General features: G+C 61.9%; 21 protein-coding genes and 2 pseudogenes. 9 read left to right on the forward strand and 14 right to left on the reverse strand.

All coding sequences use genetic code 11. The features are described from left to right. Positions 1-82: 82 nt before the first annotated feature. Together RCO31_RS25455 and RCO31_RS25460 are read left to right on the forward strand one after the other, a co-directional pair. The gene (locus RCO31_RS25455; protein WP_308971379.1) at positions 83-1,321 is read left to right on the forward strand and encodes an MFS transporter; all 1,239 of its coding nucleotides are present in this window, start codon (positions 83-85) and stop codon (positions 1,319-1,321) included. A gap of 15 nt (positions 1,322-1,336) precedes the next feature. Then, the gene (locus tag RCO31_RS25460) at positions 1,337-2,362 is read left to right on the forward strand and encodes an NADP-dependent oxidoreductase (RefSeq protein WP_308971380.1); all 1,026 of its coding nucleotides are present in this window, start codon (positions 1,337-1,339) and stop codon (positions 2,360-2,362) included. 195 nt (positions 2,363-2,557) lie between these two features. Here the strand turns inward: RCO31_RS25460 and RCO31_RS25465 are convergent, their stop codons facing one another. Both RCO31_RS25465 and RCO31_RS25470 read right to left on the reverse strand, forming a co-directional pair. Continuing rightward, complete coding sequence (locus tag RCO31_RS25465; protein ID WP_308971381.1) at positions 2,558-2,914, reverse strand: DUF4870 domain-containing protein; 357 nt, start codon at positions 2,912-2,914, stop codon at positions 2,558-2,560. 88 nt (positions 2,915-3,002) lie between these two features. Then, positions 3,003-3,587: a hypothetical protein gene (locus RCO31_RS25470; RefSeq protein WP_308971382.1), complete on the reverse strand. Its 585-nt coding sequence runs from the start codon at positions 3,585-3,587 to the stop codon at positions 3,003-3,005. Positions 3,588-3,845: 258 nt separating this feature from the next. On the opposite strand from RCO31_RS25470, the gene RCO31_RS25475 reads away from it, so the two are divergent. From RCO31_RS25475 to guaA, 3 genes are all read left to right on the forward strand, one after another. Further along, positions 3,846-5,144 carry an RsmB/NOP family class I SAM-dependent RNA methyltransferase gene (locus RCO31_RS25475; RefSeq protein ID WP_308971383.1) on the forward strand — a complete coding sequence of 433 codons (1,299 nt, stop codon included), beginning with the start codon at positions 3,846-3,848 and terminating at the stop codon, positions 5,142-5,144. A gap of 71 nt (positions 5,145-5,215) precedes the next feature. Then, on the forward strand, positions 5,216-5,488 hold the full coding sequence (locus RCO31_RS25480) for a hypothetical protein (protein WP_308971384.1): 273 nt from the start codon (positions 5,216-5,218) through the stop codon (positions 5,486-5,488). Positions 5,489-5,595: 107 nt separating this feature from the next. Further along, positions 5,596-7,191 (forward strand): glutamine-hydrolyzing GMP synthase, encoded by a 1,596-nt coding sequence (guaA, locus tag RCO31_RS25485; protein WP_308971385.1) that lies wholly within the window; start codon positions 5,596-5,598, stop codon positions 7,189-7,191. 311 nt (positions 7,192-7,502) lie between these two features. Here the strand turns inward: guaA and RCO31_RS25490 are convergent. The 3 genes and pseudogenes from RCO31_RS25490 to RCO31_RS25500 form a co-directional block, all read right to left on the reverse strand. After that, positions 7,503-8,325: pseudogene (locus RCO31_RS25490) on the reverse strand (alpha/beta fold hydrolase). A gap of 91 nt (positions 8,326-8,416) precedes the next feature. After that, positions 8,417-8,593: a hypothetical protein gene (locus tag RCO31_RS25495; protein WP_308971386.1), complete on the reverse strand. Its 177-nt coding sequence runs from the start codon at positions 8,591-8,593 to the stop codon at positions 8,417-8,419. A 36-nt stretch (positions 8,594-8,629) separates the two neighbouring features. Beyond that, on the reverse strand, positions 8,630-9,553 hold the full coding sequence (locus tag RCO31_RS25500; protein ID WP_308971387.1) for a haloalkane dehalogenase: 924 nt from the start codon (positions 9,551-9,553) through the stop codon (positions 8,630-8,632). A 173-nt stretch (positions 9,554-9,726) separates the two neighbouring features. Here RCO31_RS25500 and RCO31_RS25505 point away from each other — a divergent pair, with 173 nt between their 5' ends. Continuing rightward, a complete protein-coding gene (locus RCO31_RS25505; RefSeq protein WP_308971388.1) occupies positions 9,727-10,329 on the forward strand; it encodes an ABATE domain-containing protein in 603 nt (200 codons plus the stop codon). 261 nt (positions 10,330-10,590) lie between these two features. Further along, positions 10,591-11,120: pseudogene (locus RCO31_RS25510) on the forward strand (dihydrofolate reductase family protein). 42 nt (positions 11,121-11,162) lie between these two features. Here RCO31_RS25510 and RCO31_RS25515 read toward each other — a convergent pair. After that, positions 11,163-11,672, reverse strand: a complete 510-nt coding sequence (locus RCO31_RS25515; protein WP_308971389.1) for a hypothetical protein — start codon at positions 11,670-11,672, stop codon at positions 11,163-11,165. 273 nt (positions 11,673-11,945) lie between these two features. Here RCO31_RS25515 and glk point away from each other — a divergent pair, with 273 nt between their 5' ends. Then, positions 11,946-12,890: a glucokinase gene (gene glk, locus RCO31_RS25520; protein ID WP_308971390.1), complete on the forward strand. Its 945-nt coding sequence runs from the start codon at positions 11,946-11,948 to the stop codon at positions 12,888-12,890. 114 nt (positions 12,891-13,004) lie between these two features. Here the strand turns inward: glk and RCO31_RS25525 are convergent, their stop codons facing one another. From RCO31_RS25525 to RCO31_RS25555, 7 genes are all read right to left on the reverse strand, one after another. Continuing rightward, positions 13,005-14,294, reverse strand: a complete 1,290-nt coding sequence (locus RCO31_RS25525) for an acyltransferase (RefSeq protein WP_308971391.1) — start codon at positions 14,292-14,294, stop codon at positions 13,005-13,007. A 129-nt stretch (positions 14,295-14,423) separates the two neighbouring features. After that, positions 14,424-15,578: an FAD-binding oxidoreductase gene (locus RCO31_RS25530; protein ID WP_308971392.1), complete on the reverse strand. Its 1,155-nt coding sequence runs from the start codon at positions 15,576-15,578 to the stop codon at positions 14,424-14,426. Then, on the reverse strand, positions 15,579-16,352 hold the full coding sequence (phnF, locus tag RCO31_RS25535; RefSeq protein ID WP_308971393.1) for a phosphonate metabolism transcriptional regulator PhnF: 774 nt from the start codon (positions 16,350-16,352) through the stop codon (positions 15,579-15,581). 28 nt (positions 16,353-16,380) lie between these two features. Beyond that, entirely contained in the window at positions 16,381-17,187 is an 807-nt protein-coding gene (locus tag RCO31_RS25540) for a PfkB family carbohydrate kinase (RefSeq protein ID WP_308971394.1), read from the reverse strand. A gap of 10 nt (positions 17,188-17,197) precedes the next feature. After that, positions 17,198-18,034, reverse strand: coding sequence for a carbohydrate ABC transporter permease (locus RCO31_RS25545; protein WP_308971395.1), 837 nt, complete (start codon positions 18,032-18,034; stop codon positions 17,198-17,200). Further along, positions 18,031-18,915: a sugar ABC transporter permease gene (locus RCO31_RS25550; protein ID WP_308971396.1), complete on the reverse strand. Its 885-nt coding sequence runs from the start codon at positions 18,913-18,915 to the stop codon at positions 18,031-18,033. Before RCO31_RS25550 ends, RCO31_RS25545 begins: the two co-directional genes overlap by 4 nt. A gap of 11 nt (positions 18,916-18,926) precedes the next feature. Next, a complete protein-coding gene (locus RCO31_RS25555) occupies positions 18,927-20,165 on the reverse strand; it encodes an extracellular solute-binding protein (protein ID WP_308971397.1) in 1,239 nt (412 codons plus the stop codon). A gap of 253 nt (positions 20,166-20,418) precedes the next feature. Between RCO31_RS25555 and RCO31_RS25560 the strand changes: the two genes are divergently transcribed. Then, positions 20,419-20,820 (forward strand): YciI family protein, encoded by a 402-nt coding sequence (locus RCO31_RS25560; RefSeq protein ID WP_308971398.1) that lies wholly within the window; start codon positions 20,419-20,421, stop codon positions 20,818-20,820. A gap of 96 nt (positions 20,821-20,916) precedes the next feature. Here the strand turns inward: RCO31_RS25560 and RCO31_RS25565 are convergent, their stop codons facing one another. Continuing rightward, a complete protein-coding gene (locus tag RCO31_RS25565; RefSeq protein WP_308971399.1) occupies positions 20,917-21,789 on the reverse strand; it encodes a sigma-70 family RNA polymerase sigma factor in 873 nt (290 codons plus the stop codon). Positions 21,790-21,906 lie beyond the last annotated feature (117 nt).

The following is a 21,906-nucleotide window of genomic DNA, read 5'->3' on the forward strand; positions in this document are numbered from 1 at the left end:
TACAATTCCTCGCAACCGTCGTACTGGATTCGCTCCGCTCGCAATGACGCCAGACCGCTTGCCATTGCGACCGGCGCGATAGATGATCGCCGCGCAACGAGACGCGCGCGGTTTCAAGCGTGCCGGGATTTCGGGAGCGGCAGGACGGGTGGCGGCGCTAGAACAGAACGACGAGCCGGAACAGGCCGCCCCCGAGCAGGGTTATCGCAACACCATCATCTCCGGCGCCTGCCTGAGCATCGCCTGGTTCGGCGACAGCGTCATCTACATCACCTTGCCGCTCTACGCGGCCTCGTTCGGCCTCGATGCGGTGCTGGTCGGCGTTTTGCTCTCGTGCAACCGAGTCGTGCGCATTCTCGGCTACGGCTGGGTCGCGCCACTGGCGCGACGCTTCGGCGCCAATATGCTGACTGCGGCTGCATGCACCGCCGCGGCGCTGACGACGATTGGCTACGGCGTTGCGACAAGCTTTGCCGTATTCTTCGTGGTTCGCTGCATATGGGGCGGCGCGTGGGGTATCCTCAACCTGACGATGACGGCCTATGCGTATGGTGACGGGCGCGGAGCCGGCAAACGTATCGGCGTGGCGCGGGCGGCCAGCATTGTCGGGCCAATGCTGGCGCTTGTTGCGGTCGGGCCGCTCTGTGTCGCGATCGGCCCGCACCAGATGTTCGTCCTGTACGGGGTGCTGAGCCTGATCGCGATTCCGATCGCCTTCATGCTGCCGCCGATGCGGGCGGAGCCGAAGGGCGATGCCGGGCCTGAGAAACGCTGGCGGCCGACGCCGCTGAATATCCTTTTCTTCGGCCTTGCCTTTGCCGCCGACGGCGTGTTGGGCACGACGATCTCCGTGCTGCTCTCGGGATTCATGCCGACGTCGCAGGCGATCATCGGCGCCGGGCTGATCATGGCCCTTCGGCAACTGCTCGGCATCTCGCTGGCCTTCATCAGCGGCCCGATCACCGACCGGCTTGGCGCACACCGCCTGCTGCTACCCTGCACGCTGTCCGTCATCGTCGGGCTTTTGATCGTCGCGGCCGGCTTCATCTACGTCGGCGCGATCCTGATCATCTTCTCGCGCGGCCTCCTGCAGACGGTCGGCCCGGTGCTCGCGGCCGAGAAATCCTCCGATCGCATCGCGGCGCTTGCGTCCTACGCGACCTGGACCGATGTCGGTCTCGCCGGCGGAGCGTTTCTCGGCACAGTCGGTGTTGCGTCACTCGGCTCGACGCCCACATACTCGCTGATGGCGGCCGCGCTCATCCTCGCCACCGCCTGGCAATTTTTCGATTCCAGAAAAGCTTCGTCGGCAATCAAGTAGAAGAGGAAATCGCCCATGGCCACCGCACAACGCATCGTCCTTGCCTCCCGCCCGGTCGGCGAACCGAAGCCTGAGAACTTTCGCCTCGAGGACGTCCCGGTGCCGTCGCCGGGACCCGGGCAGGTGCTGCTGCGGACGATCTGGCTCTCGCTTGATCCCTATATGCGCGGGCGCATGAGCGATGCGCCATCCTACGCGCAGCCGGTGCAGATCGACCAGGTGATGGAGGGCGGGACGGTCAGCGAGGTCGCAGCCTCCAATCACCCGGATTTCAAGGCGGGCGAGGTGGTGTTGAGCCGCGCCGGCTGGCAGACGCATTTCATTTCGGACGGCAAGGGCCTGCGCAAGGTCGACGCCAAAGCCGCGCCGACGTCGACGGCGCTGGGTGTGCTGGGCATGCCCGGCATGACCGCGTACACGGGCTTGCTCGACATCGGCAAGCCGCAGCCCGGCGAGACGGTCGTGGTCGCCGCGGCATCAGGGGCTGTCGGCTCTGCCGTGGGGCAGATTGCGAAGATCAAAGGCGCTCGCGCGATCGGCATCGCTGGCGGCGCTGAGAAGTGCAAGTACGTCAAGGATGTGCTCGGCTTCGATGATTGTCTCGATCACCGCGATCCCGACATGGCCGCCAAGCTCAAGGCCGCGTGCCCGAAGGGCATCGACGTGTATTTCGAGAACGTCGGCGGCAAGGTGTTCGAGGCCGTACTGCCGCTCCTGAATCCGTTTGCACGGATTCCGGTTTGCGGCCTGATCGCGCAATACAACGCCTTCGAGGAAGAGAAGGGCGGCAAGGCCATGTCGTTCCTGATGCGCAACGTGCTGACCAAGCGGCTGGCCATCCGCGGCTTCATCGTCAGCGATTTTGCGTCACGCTATGGCGATTTCATCACCGACATGACGAAATGGTTCGGCGAGGGAAAGTTGAAGTATCGCGAAACGGTCGAGGACGGGCTCGCCAATGCGCCGCGGGCGTTCATGGGCATGCTGCGCGGCGAAAATTTCGGCAAGCAACTGGTGCGCGTCGGACCGGACAAGGGGTGAGGACGGACGTTGATCCGTAATCGGATCAAGCCAAATCGCTACCGTCATGCCCTGTCATCGGCTCCGCGCGGCGCAGCCGATGACAGGGCTCCGGCGGGCATCCAGTAAGCCGCAGCTCTTGCGATTTGAGCACTGACGCTCCGGGACCGGGTCCCCAGGACAACAAGATTTGCGAGCTGCAAATCCAGATTCCGCTTAGAGCCAGCCGGTCGGATCTTCGATCGGACGGCCGTCGATAGCGCGAACCATGCCGCGGATGACGCGGAAGATCTGCCAGACGGCGAGGACGGCGAGGATCAGAAAGCCGACCCCGACGATCGTCAAAAGCCCGCCGATGACGAGGCCGACCAGGCTGATCCAGAACGTGCGGATCGCCGATGTCATGTGCGTATCGAATCCGGTCCCGACGAGCTGGCCGCGCTTCGTGTAGGCGATAACCAGACCGACCACCATGGTGATGAAAGCCGTGAAGTAGGAGGCGATATAAAGGCCCCAGACGATCATCGCCCAGGTCCTCGGATCGGTGCCGTTTTCGGTCGGCTGCATCGACATCGCGCGCTGTCCCTCACTGCAACAGGTGAAGCCTAGCGTTGGCTGCGCGGGGTGTCCACGACGTTCTATCGAGGTCGCTGATGGATTGTCAGATGACGCGATAGCGGATCGCAAAATTGTCGTCGTGCATCGAGCGTTCGTCGCTGCTCTTGGTGTTGGCAATGACGTCGGACGGATGCCAGGGGCCAAATTCGGTCGAGCGATCGGGCTTTGCAGCGAGCTCGATCGTGAATTGCCGCTGCGGCTGGCCCGGCATGCTGAGCACGAGGACTCGTCGGCCGGTGTGGACGTTGATCGGCACGGTGCCTTTCAGGGTCGCGCGGCCGTCGGTGACCGCTGACCACGCACCCCCGCGCAGTTGCGCCATTGTCTGATTGACGTCCGTGTGCAATTCGACCTGCGCTTCGCGTTTCGACGAGCCTGCCGCGATCACGCGCGGGAGGCGGATCTCGAACTCGATCGCGCGAGCGCCGACCGCCAGTCCAAGATGCTCCATGGCGCTAAGCCGCAGGCTCGAGCCGGCGGCGGCGAGGATGAGGACGGCGAGGCTTATTCCGATCACCACGCTGTTGCGCTGGCCCTGGCGCATCGACCGGATTCGGCCGGAGACGCGCAAGGCGATGGCGATCACGAGCAGGGCGCCGGCAGAACCTGCAACAAGAGGATAGATCATGATGATCTCAAACCGGCGGCAAGTGGCCGAAGATTGGGTCGGGCGACTTCCGTTGGTCTGCCCGTCTGCGGCAAGGTTCAAGGTCGCTGCGTCACAGTTCATTTCATCTTGAAATACGGGACGGAGGGAACTTTCCACGGCGAAAACGAGTGCCGCGGCTTGCCGGCAACGGGGCCTGGTCGTCCTTTGGCCGATAGTCGTGCCCGACGGTGTGGATCTCTGTTTGCTTTCGGAATCCTTCGCGTCTACTGAGCGTGCATGACGCCTGCCGCCCGCCTTTCTGCCGCGATGGAAGTGATCGCCGCGATCGATACACAACGCATTCCGGCCACGAACGCGTTGAAGGATTGGGGTGTGGCGCATCGCTTCGCGGGGTCCGGCGATCGCGCGGCGATCTCCGGCCTTGTTTACGATGTGCTGCGGCGGCGCTCGTCATCCGCCTGGCTGATGGACGACGATTCACCCCGCGCGCGCGTGCTGGGGATGCTGAAGCTCGAGCGCGGCTTCGACGTGGAACGGATCAGCAGGCTCTGCGACGGTGCCCGCTTTGCGCCGGCGCCGCTGAGCGACGATGAGCGCGCGGCTCTTGCCTCGCGCACGCTTGATGGCGCGCCTGCTCATGTCGCGGGCGATTTTCCCGAGTGGCTCGACGACGCGTTTGCGAAAGTCTTCGGCGACAACCGCATCCCTGAGACTAGCGCAATGGCGCGCCGCGCGCCGCTCGACCTGCGCGTCAACACGTTGAAAAGCGATCGGGACAAGGTGAGGGCGTCGTTGCGTCACCTCGGCGCACAACCGACCCCCTGGTCGCCGTTCGGTTTGCGTATCGAACTGGATGCCGATGCACGCAGTCCCGGCATTCAGGCGGAGCCCGATTTCATCAAGGGGGCGGTCGAGATTCAGGACGAGGGGTCGCAGCTTGCGGCGCTCTTCACCGCCGCGAAGTCCGGCGAGCAGGTGATCGATCTATGCGCCGGAGCCGGCGGCAAGACGTTGGCGCTGGCGGCCATGATGGGCGGTCGCGGCCGCCTGATCGCGACGGACCGCGACAAGCGTCAGCTCGCGCCCATCCACGAGCGGCTATCCCGCGCCGGCGTTCACAATGCCGATGTCCGGACGCCGAAGGATGGCGACCCGCTCGCGGGCCTGGATGGCAGTTCGGATCTTGTCGTCATTGATGCGCCTTGCACCGGCACCGGAACCTGGCGGCGCAATCCGGATGCGAAATGGCGCATGCGGCCCGGCGCGCTCGAGCAGCGCGTGAAAGATCAGATCGAAGTGCTCGATCGCGCCGCCCGGCTTGTCAAGCCAGGCGGCCGCGTTGCCTACATCACCTGTTCTGTGCTGCCGCAGGAAAACGGGGAGCAGATTCGGCACTTCATTTCCCGCCATCCGGATTTCGAAATCGTGAATGCGACAGATTTCACCGCTCCGTTGGGCGAGCGCGCAATTGCATTTCGCGATGCGGCGTTGCTCTCAAGTGAGGGTGTGTTGCTTACGCCACAGCGGACGAAAACCGACGGGTTTTTTGTGTCCGTCTTGAAAAGACCGCATTAGCGGGGCGCTCCTAGACGCTAATGTTGCATGCGGCGACGTTGTGTTGTCTCCGCTATGAAAGGAATACGACGTTGAACTTGAAGACGCCGAACTTGAAGACCTTGAAAAAGGCTCTGCTTCTGACCTTCCTCGCGAGCTCGGCTGCGACAGGCGCCTTCGCGCAGACCAACACGCGCGAAGCCGGAGAACGCGCATGCGGTCGCGACGCTTCGCGGTTCTGCAAGGCGGTGATCAATGAAAGCGACATGACCGTGCTGGCTTGTCTGCAGAAGAACCGGACCAAGCTTTCGGGAGCCTGCCAGAAGGTGTTGCGCGACAACGGTGTCTGGGAGCCTGGAAAATAGGTCAGTATTATTGACATATGCCGGTTGCCGCGTCAGAATTGCGGATAGTCGGTAGTCGGGCCCGTGCAACTGTTGCCGCGGCGCACCGATGCGTTTAATTGCTGTCCATGACACCAGCCAATGCAAGCTTTGAGTCGGCGCCGCCTCCGGTGGCGGCGCATGACAAGATTCTTATCATCGATTTCGGCAGCCAGGTAACGCAGCTGATTGCGCGGCGTGTGCGCGAGGAGGGCGTTTATTCCGAGATCGTGCCGTTCCAGAAGGCTGAAACCGCCTTCCGGGAGATGAAGCCGAAGGCGGTGATCCTGTCCGGAGGTCCCGAGTCGGTGCACGAGACCGGCTCGCCCCGGGCGCCGCAACTTATTTTCGAGGCCGGCGTGCCGGTGCTCGGCATCTGCTACGGACAGATGACCATGGCCGCGCAGCTCGGCGGCATGGTCGAAGGCGGGCATCACCGCGAATTCGGCCGGGCCGATCTTGAGGTCAAGGCGAAGAGCAAGCTGTTCGAGACCGATTGGAAGGTCGGCGAGCGGCATCAGGTCTGGATGAGCCACGGCGATCGCATCACCCAGATGCCGCCGGGTTTCGAGGTGGCCGGCGTCTCGCAGAACGCGCCGTTCGCGATCATCCAGGACGAAACCCGCAAATACTACGGGCTGATGTTCCATCCGGAGGTGGTGCACACGCCCGACGGCGCGAAGCTGATCCGCAATTTCGTCCGCAAGGTTGCAGGCCTGAAAGGCGACTGGACCATGCGCGCTTTCCGCGACGAGGCGATCGAGAAGATCCGCGCGCAGGTCGGCAAGGCTAGGGTGATCTGCGGATTGTCGGGCGGGGTGGATTCTGCGGTCGCTGCGGTGCTGATCCACGAGGCGATCGGCGATCAGCTGACCTGCGTGTTTGTCGATCACGGCCTGCTGCGGCTCGCCGAAGCTGAGACGGTCGTGAACCTGTTCCGCAATCACTACAACATCCCGCTGGTTCACGTTGATGCGTCGAAGCAATTCTTGGGCGAGCTCGCCGGCGTCACCGACCCGGAGCAGAAGCGCAAGACCATCGGCAGGCTGTTCATCGACGTCTTCGAGGCGGAAGCGAAGAAGATCGGCGGCGCGGAGTTTCTCGCGCAGGGCACGCTCTATCCGGACGTGATCGAGAGCGTGTCGTTCACTGGCGGACCGTCAGTGACGATCAAGTCGCATCACAATGTCGGCGGCTTGCCGGCCCGCATGAACATGAAGCTGGTCGAGCCCTTACGCGAACTGTTCAAGGACGAGGTGCGCGTGCTGGGCCGCGAGCTCGGCCTTCCCGACGCATTCGTCGGTCGCCATCCGTTTCCTGGACCGGGCCTTGCGATCCGCTGCCCCAGCGACATCACGCCGGAAAAGCTCGACATCCTGCGCAAGGCTGACGCGATCTACATCGAGGAGATTCGTCGCGCCGGCCTCTACGACACGATCTGGCAGGCGTTCGCCGTGCTACTGCCGGTGAAGACCGTCGGCGTGATGGGTGACGGCCGCACCTACGATTACGTCGTCGGCCTGCGCGCCGTGACATCGACCGACGGCATGACCGCAGACTTCTATCCTTTCGACATGAAGTTCTTAGGGACAACCGCCACCCGCATCATCAACGAAGTGAAAGGCGTCAACCGCGTCGTCTACGACGTGACAAGCAAGCCGCCGGGCACGATCGAGTGGGAGTGACGGGGGAGTCGAAAAGGACGGGTATCGGATAGTAGAGGATAGAGGCGGCGATAGTCTTTGAAGGTCGCCGACACCCGATCAAGCAGATTGCTTGCTGCCACCTACCGTTCCGAGATCAACATCACGCCATACGCTGCAATAAATCGTAGAAGGCCGTCAGCCAAAACGCGGCCGAAGCAGCAGCTCGTCCGAGGGATCACGCATTTCGCAGAGCCTCCGCCAGGAAATCCGTGAACACACGGGCCGCGCGTTTCGGCGTTCTTCCGAGGTATAGACGGCGCTCAGTTCGCGATGTCGCGCCCAACCTACGATTACTTCAGGAAGTCGCGGATATTTTCGGCAATCTGTGTGGCATGCGTCTCTATTGCAAAGTGGCCAGTATCGAAGAAGCGGACCACGGCATGGGGAATGTCGCGCTTGAATGCCTCGGCGCCCGGCCGCAGGAAGAACGGATCGTTCTTGCCCCACACCGCTAAAAGCGGAGGTTTGTGGGTGCGGAAGTATTTCTGGAATGACGGATACAGCGCGACGTTGCTCTTATAGTCGCCCAAGAGGTCGAGTTGCACTTCATCCGCACCAGGACGGGCCAAATAAAAGTCGTCGAGGTTCGGACCATCCGGTGATACCACCGTCTTGTCAGGTACGCCGTGCGTGTATTGCCAGTGGGTCATCTCCGGCGTGAGGAAGGCGCGCAGCGCTTGTCGGTTCGCCTGTGACGGGTCCTGCCAGTAGGCCCGGATCGGAGTCCAGCCGTCACTGAGACCCTCCTCGTAGGCGTTGCCGTTCTGCGAAATGATGGCGGTTATCCGCTTGGGATGGCGGACAGCGAGCCGGAAACCCGTCGGCGCGCCGTAGTCGAAGACATACACCGCAAACCGGTCGAAGCCGATGACCTCGGTAAAGCGGTCGATCACGTCGGCGATGTTGTCGAATGTGTATTTGAACTTTTCCCGCGGCGGCATGTCGGATTGACCGAAACCAGGAAGGTCCGGAGCGACCATATGAAATCTGTCGGCGAGCAGCGCTCGGGAAGCCGTGCAGCAACAGCAGCTTCGGGCCATTGGTTGTTCCCGCTTGGCGATAAAAGACCTTGAGACCGTCAACATTGGCCCAGCGGTATCTGACGTCCGCCATGAAAACCTCCTCCGTCTATGACCTTCATTGCATCGAGACGATTGTTGTGAGAGGAGCGATGAGCCTTCGATTATGACCTGTGAGGCTCGTCTCAATTGCTGGTTACGGAGCGCATCACGTCGCGAGTAATGTCGACGATAGCCGAGGCAGCGGTGACGCTGGGTGCGTGATCGACGGCGTGCAGCGTTGTCTTCGCATTCATGCGCTCCGCCATGTAGCGCTGCGTCTCATGGACGATCATCCGGTCCTCTCCAGCAACTAGCGCCATGGACCAGCACCAAACGGCCGCCCCGCACCGCTTTCCTCAGCCCAACGTCCCCATCCACCGCGAGATGGACTGCCCAATCTCGTCCGGCGAGTCTTCCTGGACGTAATGGCGCCCCGCAACCGTCACCTCGGTCAGCGCTGGCAACCCGCGGATGAAGGCTAGATCCTCGTCGTTGGCGAGGATTGCGCCGGGCTCTGCCCTGAAGAACAGCTTGGGCACCGGGCTCGTCGACAGCCAGTCCGCAGAGGCGGACACGATCGCCGCCACGTCGGGCGGCTCACCATCGACGGGAATCTGCCGGGGCCACGTCAGCGTCGGCCGTCGTCCCTCGCCGGACTCGGCGAACGGCCGTCGGTAGTGCGCCATCTCCTCGGCGGAGAGGGTGCGCAGGATCGCCCCCGGCAAGATGCGCTCGATGAAGAAGTTGTCCCGCAGGACCATCTCCTCGCCAGCCTCCGAACGCAGCGCCTGCAAGGCTGAACGCATGTTTATCTTGTCCCAGTGGTCCCAGCCCTGCGGCCGCACGATCGCCTCCATGAACGCGATGCCCTTCACGGCCTCGCGGTGACGGTTGGCCCAGTCGAAGCCGAGGGCCGAACCCCAGTCGTGGATGACCAAGGTGACCCGCTCGCGCACATCCAGGGCCTCGAGCAGAGCGTCGAGGTAGCGACGGTGCTCGACGAAGCGATACGAGCCGGGGCCACTGTCAGGCAGCTTGTCGGAGTCGCCCATGCCGATCAGGTCGGGGGCGATGCAGCGGCCTCGCGGCTGCAGGTGCGGCAACACGTTGCGCCAGAGGTACGACGAAGTGGGATTGCCATGCAGCAGCACGACGGGGTCACCCTCTCCCACCTCCACGTATGCCATCTCGCGGTCGAGCACCTGCCGTCGCTTCTTTTTGTACGGAAATGCCGCAGAGATTTTGTTAGCGGCGCTGCCGAGCTCTGTTGAAGGCTTCATAGGGCCGACTCCTTTGCGATTGAAGGTTCGTCTCGAGATCCGCTCCAGCCATAACCAGCTTAAATTACTCTAACAGGTTACTTCGGTGAGGTATAACTTGTCAATTGTCATTTAAGCGGTTATGCGATTGGCCTGCTTCGACGGGGTCATCCGTGCAAGACAGACCGCCTGCAATGTTTCTCGCCGACTCGCTCGGCCTCGATTTTCTGAATTCCATCGCGACGCCGGCCGATGCACCTGTGGACTGGCTCGACAGTGGCGACGGTCTCTTGAAGTGGCTGGCTCAAGCCAAGCTTGTGCCAGCGGATGCATTGGATGAGCTGAAGGCTCAGGCGATGCCAGCTGCACTGGACAAGGTCGCAGGCCAGGCTCGAGATCTACGCGAGTGGTTCAGAGGCTTCGTACATAAGCATATGGGCCAGCCGCTTCCGCCCAAGGCGCTGAACGAACTGGGACCTCTGAACAAGCTCTTGGAGCGTGACGAGGCGTTCGGCCGGATATCAAGGTATCGCCATGATGGCGGTGATCGCCTCGAGCTGCAAATGGTGCGGCGCTGGCGATCTCCTGAGTCCCTGCTGCTACCGATCGGCGAAGCGTTGGCGAAGTTTGTGTGTGAAGAAAACTTCGCCGACATCAAAGTATGCGAGGGACATCGCTGCACCCTGGTGTTCGCCGACCATACGCGGAGGCGGGCGAGAAGATGGTGCAGCATGGCGATCTGCGGCAATCGCGCCAAACAGGCTGCGCACCGCAGGCGCCTGAAAAAGGAACGCTGACAGGTTGTCTAACTCTGGATAGCTAGATCAACTTCAGCTCTTCAAGCTCGCACTCCCGTCCTTGCCCATAATGATGTGATCGTGCACCAATGCCGGGCGACTTCGCCACGTCGACGATCGCCTGCGTCATCTGGATGTCGGCATGCGAGGAGGCGGGTCGCCGGAGGAGCCGTCGTGCACCTGTGCGACGAACGAGATGATGCTGGACATCGGAGGCTAGCACTCATGCTACTCTGAAGCCAGGTGCGGAGATTTCGTAGCATGGCGACGTTCGTATTTGGAATGAACCAGTCCCTGGACGGCTATGTCGACCATTCGGAGATGCGGACAGGACCCGCGCTTTTTCGGCACTGGATAGAGCACGTGCGCGATCTGACCGGTAGTGTGTACGGTCGCCGCATGTACGAGGTCATGCGTTATTGGGACGAAGACGATCCGGAGTGGAGCGACGAGCAACGCGAGTTCGCAGCCGCGTGGCGGCGGCAACCGAAATGGGTTGTCTCGCGTTCGTTGAAGTCGGTCGGCCCCAACGCCACGCTTGTCGGGGATGATGTCGGGGCGGTGGTGCGTGACCTGAAGTCTCGGCTTGATGGGGAGATCGCTGTTTCCGGACCGAGCTGGCACAAAGCCTGACTGACCTTGGACTTATTGACGAGTATCGGCTCTACTTTCATCCCGTCGTGCTTGGTCATGGCAAGCCATTCTTTGCCGGCCCTCGGCCGCCGCTCCGCCTTGTGGCCAGCGATCTGATTGATGAGGACGTGATCAGGTTGACATACGTTCCTGCATGATCGCGCGACAGGCGGCACGAACTGCGCCGACGCGAGCAGGCTCTAAATTTTTCGGCTGTCGTAAGCCCAATGCAAAAGGGCTTGGCGCTGGCGTGGCCGGCAGGTCGGGTCGCCCGGTTCACAATGCTTTCTGATCTGTGAAACGTGTCGGCTGATCGCCTTCCAGCGGCCGATCTGGCGCGCGTCCTCGTCAGGCAGGCGCCGGCCCATGTAGTAGCGGCAGTACCATTGGAACCAGCCGCGCGGATCGTCTGGGTGAATCCAGCCCTTTCGCCGCCATTCCGACAACGGTTGACTGGCATCCACGCCGAAGTAATTCAAGGAGCAGTCGCGGTCCGAAGGCGATAGTTTCGCGCGCGCGAACCAACTCGCTGGAAACTCGCTACGGCAGTCGGTCAGGTATTTGCCGCAGAACACGCCGAGTTGAAGCATCTGTTTGGGCGTCAAATCGGGCCGGAATTGCGGGTCGAAACCACGGCCCGTCGCCGCAGACAATGTGTAGCGATAACCTTTCTGCATCTTGTCGTTGACGATGACAGTGCGCCGGCGCATCCCGACCTCCTGTTAGTTCAACAGCCAACAGAACCGAAGCGAACGCCACCCAGGCGGCGTAGTCACGACGCCGAAGATAGTCAACGCGTCGATCCGAAGATTCAGCATCAATTTGATGAAGCCGGTACCGAAGAACGCAAATGAGAACATTATTGAGTTGGAACAGAAAACGGATCAACGGCACCTCGGTGCATCTCGGCCGTTGCAAATGTTGCCAGCATTCTTGCCTGGAAATAGGATACTGAGTACCCCATCCTGGAGAGGATGAGCATCATGCGACTGGTCGGAGACATTGGCGGCACCAACGCAAGGTTCGGAATTGCGGAGCCTGGTAATCAGCCGTCCAATGTACGCAAGCTGGCTATCGCGCAGTATCCCGGCCTTGTCGAGGCAGTGCAGGATTATCTGTCTGGTGTCCCAATGCTGGACGAGGCGGTGCTTGCCGTGGCGGGACCCATTGTGGGCGATGAGGTTGCGTTCAGCAACAGCGCCTGGCGATTTTCGATTGAAGATGTGCGCATCCGGCTCGGATTGCGCAGGCTGGTCATCATCAATGATCTCGTTGCGCACGCGTTATCCGTCGCGTCACTGTCGCCCGATGAGATCGGCGCGCTAAAGTCGGGAACCCGCGATCCAAGACAGCCTGTGCTCGTGATCGGTCCCGGAACCGGCTTGGGCGTTGCCTTTCTTCTGAACAATGCCGGTACACTTGTCGGCGTTCCGAGCGAGGCCGGACACGCCACGTTTGCCCCGACAGATCGTGTTCAGACGGAAATCCTAGCGCGTCTCCAGGGCCAACACGGGCATGTGCCAGTTGAGCGATTGCTGTCCGGACCAGGATTGCTGGTGATTGCGAGAACCTTGGCCGAAATAAACGGCCAGAACATCGACGTGCGCGATCCAAGAGACGTTTCGGCGCGCGCAGCAACGGGTGAATGCGCCATCTGCCGCGAGACGATGAAGATCTTTTCATCCATTCTCGGTTCGACCGCTGGGAATCTTGCTCTGACCCTTTTGACCAGGGGCGGAGTGTTCATCACCGGCGGACTCTGCCGCGGGCTACGGCCGCTGTTGGACAGAGACAAGCTCACCCACGCATTCATCGCGAAGGGGCCTCTCCGATCACATCTGGAGGACATCCCGATCGACCAGATTCTGCGTCCTCACGCAGCTCTGTCAGGCGCCGCGAAGTATGTGAAACCGAGCGGCGGCTCTTGAGCCGGAATTGGTGTTGTCGCTGGAGCGACCTCTCACGCTCAATGTGCGGAAGAGCGAAGGCGACCGCTGACGCGACGGCCCCATATCGGCCCACGTCCGAGCCGCCCGCGTGTCCTACCTGATCAAGATGCTAGACGATGCAGGCAAATATCGCCTGGCGAGGCCATGCGGTTGCGGTTCACGGGCGTTCTCTTGGAGGCGTGTGGCCATGCGGTTGAAATGGTTACGGCCAGGCACCTCGACAAAGCGATACGAGGCGGCCGAGAGCAGCAGAACGACTGCGAGGAACACGAATGGCAGCATACCCGGAGGCCACGACTGGAACATGCCGAGTTGTTGCGGCGGAGCCGACACCTCCCGGATCCCGGTGAGCCAGGCCAGGTAGACTATCATCACCAGCACGAGCTTGTGCGTGATGTAGATGGAGTACGAGTAGCGCGCGACCGTACGGAACGGCGCGAGTTTGAGGAGCCGTGAAAGGACACCCTGTTCGCGCGCAAATATCAGGATCACGACAGCGAAGACAACCGGCGCCGCAAGACTACCAGCCGAGACGGCATCCGGATTGCGGCCAGCACTGACGACGAGCAACACCACGGCCGTGAGGCTGACGATCTCGGCAATCGTCGCGAATTTGAGCTGCGCGGCGCGACAGCGTTCGTGCACGTGATAGGCAACGCCGCCGGCGAAGAAACCTGCAACGCAGCGAAGAAATCCATAATCAAAGGTCGAATTCATGTAGGTGGGTGCGCGCCACATGATGACGGCAAGGGCGAGGGCCGACAGCCCGATCGATACGATCACCAGCCGCCGCTGTCCGCACAAGACCACGCAGGCGAACAGGAGATAGGTGTAGAATTCTGCACCGATACTCCAGGCTGGTCCATTCCATGTCGCCGTGCCCTGCAGACCCATGGCATTGAGCAGAACCACTTGCAGCAGCAATCCAGGGATCGAGTATTCGCCCTGACCCGACGAGATACTGAGAGTGTTCGGATGCGGCAACGCGCCGATTGCTGCAACAACGGCCACAAATCCAGCCAGCGTAGCGAGGTGCGCGGGCCACACTCGGCCAAGGCGTCGAATCACGAAGATCCATGCCTCGGTATCGCTGTCGATGCGGTCACGATAGGCGTGGAAGATGACGAAGCCGCTCAACACAAAAAAGAAATCGACGAACAGGTACGAGTTATGAAGAAACCGGACGTCCTGGAGATCGTTCGGCAGCGAGTAGACATAATGATAGAACGCGACCAGCAGGGCGCACACGCCCCTCCACGCGTCCAAACTTTCAAAACGATCCGATTGAGTCACTAGCCGGCGGCCCCTGGTGCGCCAACGCAGATCGCACGATACCGTTCCGCGCCAGATCATGACATTGTTGCGGCATAGATCTGGCAACATTGTCTCGATGAGCTTCAAAGCCGGTGCTCACACCCGGCCGAAGAGGGAATGAAGGTGTTCAGCAAAATCATGTTCGCCGCCCTGTTTGTTTTGGATCAGGACAGAGCGCTCGACGTCTACACGGCAGCTTCAGTCCGTCACACGCAAGGCATGGCCATCCATCACGCGGCGCCAGGACAGGCGCGACAGATCGATGGAACGAAATCCGCCGTCCAGGATCAGCTCCTTGACGGCGCGTCCCACGGCCGGCGCGTGCATTAAACCGTGACCGGAAAATCCGGCGGCCAGGATGAAGTTCGACACCTTGTCGAAGCGGTCGATAATTGGGTTGTTGTCCAGCCGGTTCATATCGTAGTGGCCGACCCAGCCACCCTTCAGCTTGATTGCTTCGAATGCGTCGCATTGGTCGGCGAGCTGCGGCCACAGCACGGTTTCAAACATCTCAAGCTCCAGGTCCCAGTTGAGGCCGCTCGGTTGCTGGTGGTTCGTGAATCCCGAAAGATAGCCGTCCTGGTGCATGCGAACTCCAGGACCGTCCATGCGGCGCATCGCCGGAATTGGTTCGATGCGCTGCTGCGTCAGAAAATAGAACTGTTGGCGACGCATCGGCTCGATCGGCACCGACATGCCGACCATGGCGCATATCTCTGAGGCCCAGCAATTGGCTGCATTGACCAGCGTGTCGACGGGCAGGCTGAGGCCCGAGGCGAGGTACGCGTCGGTTACCAGCGTGCCAGACAGGTCCAGCGCGACGAGCCGGTCCTGGATATACGTGACGCCAAGTCCTTCCGCTGCCCGACGGAACCCCATCAGCGCAGCGTAGGGATCAATCTGCCCGTCGGCGAGCGACAACGCGGCGCAATCGACACCGACAAAGCGAAAGGAAGGATAACGCCGGCGGAGTTCGTCGGCATCGAGGAGCTGCACCTCCACACCGACCTCTCGCTGCATGCGGACATTGGCTTCAAGCGCCGCGATACCTTCCGTGCCGTGTACCTGATACATGTAGCCGCAACGGCGAAATTGCGGGTCGAACTCGATCTTGCCGCCACGCACGTGCTCGGCGAAAGCGGAATAGACCTGATCGCCATAGATCGACATTTCGACGTTCTCGCGCAGTCCGTGCTGCAGGCGGATTGCGCCCACCGCGCGCGGCGTGGCGGCAAATTCGTAAGCTGGGTCAGGCTCCAGCACCGTGACCGCGGATGCCGCACCGGCCAGCGCCAGATAATAGGCGATGCAGGAGCCCATGATCCCGCCGCCGGCGATCACGATCTGTGCCATTCACGAGGATCCATCAGTCGTGAGTGCAACTTGCTGTGGTGAATGAGGTCGGAGAGGAACATCGTCTGCTCCGTCGAAGACGAACTGGACGCGGCTCGCCGCCCAAATGCCTTCGGAGTGGCCAATCGGCACTCCGTGCCGATCGACGTCGACCTTGCGCACGACCAGAACCGGCTGGTCGATGTGCTGTTGGAGAAGCTCTGCTTCCTCTTCGCGGGCTCGCCGGGAATGGACGCTGGTCGAGCGGCGGAAGTATTCAATTATGCCATGCGCGCGATAGGCTTCCGTGACCGACTGACCTTCGCGACGCAGCGCCGCCCAATCGGGAAACCGGGTTGCGCACTGAAAGGTGAAACCGAGATTGATGGGCACGCCATCGGCCATGTCTCGCCGCAGCAGCCGATGCACGGGCGCGCCTTCGGCGAGTTGCAGAGCATCGGCCACCCTGCACGAAGCCGGCACGATCTCCTCGGAAATGGTCTCGCCGCTCGGCTCGAACCCCTGAGAGCGCAGGTTCTGCCGGAAGCGCGTGCGCCGGCCGACGTGATAGTTCAACTTCGGCGCATCTTCGACGAAGGTTCCACGACCTTGTTCGACGCGCAGCTTTCCCTCCATTGCGAGCGCCGCCATGGCGCGACGCACCGAGTGGCGGCCCGTATCGAAGATGCGGCGAAGCTCGGGCTCTGTCGGCAATCGGGTGCCCGGGAGGAGGACCCCCGAAGCTATCTCATCCGAGATTCGGTCTCGAATAGCTCGCCATGCATCTCGGCCCATCTGCACCCCCAATCCCGCATTGACTAACTCAAGTGGACGCCTGCCTGCTAAGCCAGTCGGCAATGTTGCTGGACGCTATGGCGGCCGCCTCGCCGACCGGCGCTCCGTCGAGCAGCGCCAGCAGCAGGGCGCCGCAGAAGCGGTCTCCTGCACCAATGCTGTTGCGAAATTTGTCCACTGGTCTCGTGTCGACCGCGAAAGGCGCGGCGCCGTCATAGACCGTGACAGGTCGCGGTCCGTCCGTGACGACGAGGGCCTTGAGCCGCACGCCGGCCAGCGCTTTCGCGCGTGTCCAGGTGTTGGCGATATCCGTTCCTGCATCGGCGCGCGATGTGACGACGTAATCCGCCGGCCGCGGCGTAGCTGGACGCAGCGGCAGTTGCGAGATGACGAGCGGCGTCCGTTGAAGAACCTGCAGCAGGGTTTGGTCGAGCTGCAGCGCGTTAAGATAGGCGGCCGCCGTGCACAGAGGCCCTTTGACACACAACGGCGCCTGGCCGGAGCGGACTGGAGCGAGGATTGTCCGTTCGCCGTTCGGATCGAGCAAGATGTCGAGCGGCTGGGTCTCACCTGCCGATAGCTCGACATGGCGCATGTCGAAACCGGCGCTTTGGAGCGTCTCGAATGCAGATAGGCCCCACGTGTCGCGCATGAGTCGGGATATCAGAGTAACTTTGGCGCCGAGCGCGATCAGTGCGCTGCCGGTATGAAAGCCGCCTCCGCCGAACACCACGCTTTTTCCGCAGGTTCTCAATCGCCCGCCCGGGACCAGAGGCGCATCGAGCTGCCATATCGTATCGGGATGGACGCCACCGATGACGAGCACGTGATGCATCTTAAGGCCCTCAGCGGTCGTCGATGCCGGGAGAGAGCGCATCGACGATGAAACGTTGCGCGATCAGGAACATGATTAGCACAGGTACGATCGACAACAGGCTGGTCGCCATCAGCGGACCCCACACGCGATCAGTGCCCTCCAGATCGGCGAAGGAGGCGATCCCCGTGGTCAGCGTTTTCTTGAAGCGGTCCTCCAGAACAAGCTGGCCCCAGAGATAGATATTCCACGCACCCATGAAAGCGATGACGGAGAGTGCGGCGATTGCGGGCAGGACATTGGGGATGCCGATCTGCAAGAACTGCCGCCAGATGCCGGCGCCATCGATCTGCGCCGCTTCGAACATCGATCCGGGCAGGTTGCGGAAGGCCTGGCGCATGTAGAAGACGTAGAAGCCGATATAGGGGATCGAGGGGATGACCATGGCGCCGTAGGTGTCGAAGGCCTGGATCTTCACAATGGCGATGTATGTCGGGATGATCGCAAGGGCGGTCGGGAACGACATCGTCGCGATGACGAACCAGAACAGCACCTGATGTCCCGGAAACGCGCCCCGCCCAAAGGCGAAGCCGGCCGGGACCGCGAGAGCGAGCTTGCCGAGCGTGATCAGCGTCGCCGTGAGGATGGAGTTCCACATCCACGTCCAGATCGGCTGGCGTTCGGCAGCGAGGACGAAGTTCGAGAGCGTCGGCGTCTCGGGCCAGAGCCGCACGGTTTTTGCCGAGATCAGCTCGTTGGGTGTGAAAGCGGAAGAGACCATCCAGATCAGCGGAAAGACCGTCGCCGCGCACGTGACGAAGAGGACAGCGTGCACCGTCAGCCGGGTCAGGTAGCGCGCACCGTTCATCCGTAGTGAACCCGCCTCTCGCCGACGCGAAACTGCAGCCACGTCACGGATAGGACGACCGCGATGATGAGGACGGCGACGGCGCTGGCCGGCCCGAACTGGAAGAACTGCAATCCCTGCTGCCAGAGGAAATAGAGCACGCTCGAGCTGCGGCCTGCCGGTCCGCCTTGCGTCAGCACGTCGATGACGCCGACGATGTCGTCAAGCACATGGAATATCGTCGTCACGGTGATGAAGAAGGCTGTCGGTGTCATCAGGGGAAGGCTGATGGTGAAGAAATGGCGCGTGGCGTTGGCGCCATCGAGTTGAGAAGCCTCGCGTAAGTCATGCGGTACGTTGGCGAGCGCTGCAAGCCAGAGCAGCATGTTGAGTCCGAAGGTCTTCCAGAACGTGACGAGACAGACGCAGAGCAGGGCGAGGTCAGGATCGGTATGCCAGCGGGATTTCGGAAAGCCGAAATAGCCGAAGAGCTCGTTGAACAGACCGTTCACCGGATTGAGCAGCCAGGACCAGGCGACGCCCGCGACGGAATAGGCGAGGATCGTCGGCAGGAACAGCGCGCCGCGATAGATGCTCTGCGCCGACGTGTCGCGGACAGCATGGATCAGCAGAGCGAGCAGCAGTGGCAGGACGATCTGCGGCGGGATCAGAACCGCGCAGTAAATCACCGTGTTCCACGCTGCGAGCCTGAAGTCGTTGTTATCGAGGATGGTCGCGTAATTGCCGAAGCCGACATAGCGCAATTCGGACGACAAGAGATTCCAGTCGAGCAGCGACAGCAGTGCCGAGGCGATGAGCGGCCCATACAGAAAGATCGCGACCGAAAGGACGGCCGGCCCCACAAAAAGATAGGGAGCGATGCTGCCAAAAGGCGACCGCATGGCAGTGCCGGTCAGGCCGAGATTAAAGTGTGGAGCTCCTGGTCGGCCGCCTTCATGCCCTCGGCGATGCCGACCTCCTTGAGCAGCATGCGCGAAACCCATTTGCGCCAGATCGCCTGGCCTTCCAGCCCGCGCTTGCCCGGCCAGATGGTCTCGGCCGTCAGCCCGTCGGCGAGCTGTTCGGCGGCCGGCTTCATGAACGCGTTGATCAGCGGAATCTCGTGCACGGAAGTGTTGAGGTAACCGACCTCCGACCAGATCGACTGCCCTTCCTTCGAAGCACAGAAGGCCAGGAAGGAGAGTGAGGCCTCGGCCTGCTCCTTCTCTCGGGCGTAGATCGCAAGGAAATTGCCGCCGCTGTTCATTCGGCGCGGATGCCCCGCGAGGCCCGGGAATTTGGTGGTGACCGCCTCGGCTGCACCGAAGGGGAAGACAGTTGCGCGCGTCGAGCTCGTGGTGCAGATGGCGAGTGCGCCGGATTCAAAGGCAGCGTCCTGCTCCTTGGCACCGATGGGGACCCAAAGTCCTTCGAAAGCGGGTGAGCAATAGGCTTTCATGCCGGCGATGGCTTCGGGGCTGTTCAGTGCGAGCTTGCCGTCGGGATCGATGATGTGGCCGCCGGCATTCTGGATGAACGACTGGCTCGTCCATTCGTTGTTGGAAAGCGCGAGCGGCGAGCGATAGCTTGGATGCCTGCCCTTGAGCTTGCCATCAAGCGTACGGGCGGCACTGTAGAGCCAGTCGATATCCGGGTTTTGCGGCAGGGCCGGGTCGAGACCTGCCTCTTGCCACAACGCCTTGTTGATGAACGTGATCGGCGTTGACATCGCCCAGGGTAGTCCGATCAGCGCGCCGTCGATCGTGACGAGCGGCAAGACGGAAGGCTGAAACTTCGCAAGGATCGCGTCCGAAGCGCCGATCTCGCGCAAATCTCGCGCACCGAGCGTGCGTCGGGCGAAATAGCCGAACTTCCAGCCGGTAATCATCATGGCAGGGGGCCGGCCCGCCGCCGTGCTCGCTACGGCTTTGGCGACCGCCGCTTCGTAGTCGCCATCGAAGCGGTTCGCCACGGTTACGCCGAGCTTTTTCCCGTTGAACGCATCGACGACCTTCTGAAAGGGCTTGTCCGCGCCCCACGTGCTTGAAATCACCACTTGGGCATCGGTCGACCAAGCCCGCCGTGCGGTGATGGTGCTTGCAACCGCGCTTGCGGCAATGCCTGCAAAGAATTGACGCCGACCAATCCCCACTGCCCATCCTCCTGGATCGAACCCGGCACAAAACATTCGGATGATTTGTGGCGCGGCCGGGTTACAGCCATGTGACGGCATGGGACGCGGACGTGCATCGTCTGCGAGGGTTTCTACTCATCGATCAGATGGCGCCAAGCGACGCACGGGCACCAGCGCCGAAAAAATTTCCCGGAAGATGTCGATTTCCGCGAACCCCGTTCGTCGTTCGAATGTCAGGCCGGTAAAATCGGCGCGAAGAAGGAGACAGACGATGCGTGTGATGGTGCTCGTGAAGGCGACCGACGACAGTGAAAAGGGCTTTGTCCCCACGCCCGAGAACATGGAAGCGATGGAGGAGATGGGCAAATTCAACGAGGAACTGCGCAAGGCCGGCATCCTGCGCGCCGCCGACGGCCTCACGCCTTCCTCGCAGGGCAAACGCATTGCGTTCGATGGTTCCAACCGCACGGTTACTGATGGGCCTTTCGCCGAGACTCGCGAGCTGGTCGCCGGCTTCTGGCTCTGGGACGTCAAGGACATGGATGAGGCCGTCGCCTGGGTGAAGCGTTGCCCCAATCCCATGCCGGGACCGAGCGAGATCGAAATCCGGCCGCTGTATGAGATGGCTGATTTGCTGCCGGAACCCGATGCCGGGCGTCGCGGAAATCGATGACCGGACGCGGGAGAACCTCAGCGGCGACCGAGACTGTCGGTTGTAGCCTGCTTGCCTCCTTGTGGCTTTGGTCGACAAGGAGGCAGGCAGTCGCCTTTAATCCGGCAGCAGGGCCAGTTCGAGCCGTGCGAGGCGTTCTGGATTCGCGATTGCCCAAATCTCGGCGATCCTTCCATTTCTGAACGTGAGATGGAGCACCACGTGACGGTGCTCGTCGGGAGCGATCACGAGGCCAAAGCCGCCGTCCACAAGCGCCGGCAGTGCACTGCGCGCGCGCCCCTTGAAAGCTGCTGCCACCGCTGCGGCGCCACGGATCTCAGGAACTGAACCCTGACGAATAGCCTCGTCATCGGCCCGAAAGACCGCGTCCGGATCGAGCACAGAAAGAAGCGCATCGAAATCACCGCCCTGGGCTGCCTTAAGAAAGGCTTCGACCAGCTTCCAATGCCGGTTCCGCTTCGCATCGCCGGCGATGGGTGAAGCTTGCACGCGGCTTCGGGCACGGCTTGCGAGCTGACGTGTGGCGCCCTCGGACCGGCGGACAATGGGAGCGATCTCACTGAACGGAACGGCGAACACGTCGTGCAGAACGAATGCCAGACGCTCAGCGGGCGCAAGCCTTTCGAGAACCACAAACAGAGCGAGGCCAATCGAATCGGCGGCCGCGATTTGATCCTCCGGCGTCTTGCCGGGTTCGCGAGTGACGGGCCTGTCTTCGACCTTGTCGAGAGATTCCTCGCGTCGCGTCTTGCGTGAGCGAAGCATGTCAAGGCAGATCCGGGCAGTGGTGGTGGTCAACCAGCCGCCCACGTTGGTGATGTCGCGGGCCTCAACCTGAGAGAGGCGCAGCCAGGTTTCCTGCACCGCGTCCTCCGCCTCAGTCAGCGAACCGAGCAGGCGGCAGGCGACAGCGCGCAGGTGAGGGCGATTGGCCTCGAACTGCTCCAGCGGGATTTTTTTTGCTTCCATCGGTCACATTTCCTCCACTCGTTCCGTCATGTGCATGACGAACGAAACCTGGCGGATGTGACAAAGGTCGATTCCAGCGGTGGCGTCGTCTCGGTCAAAGCCGGTGCTGGCACCGGA

The organism is Bradyrhizobium sp. LHD-71, from assembly GCF_031157255.1.
In the GTDB taxonomy this organism is placed as follows: Bacteria; Pseudomonadota; Alphaproteobacteria; order Rhizobiales; family Xanthobacteraceae; genus P52-10.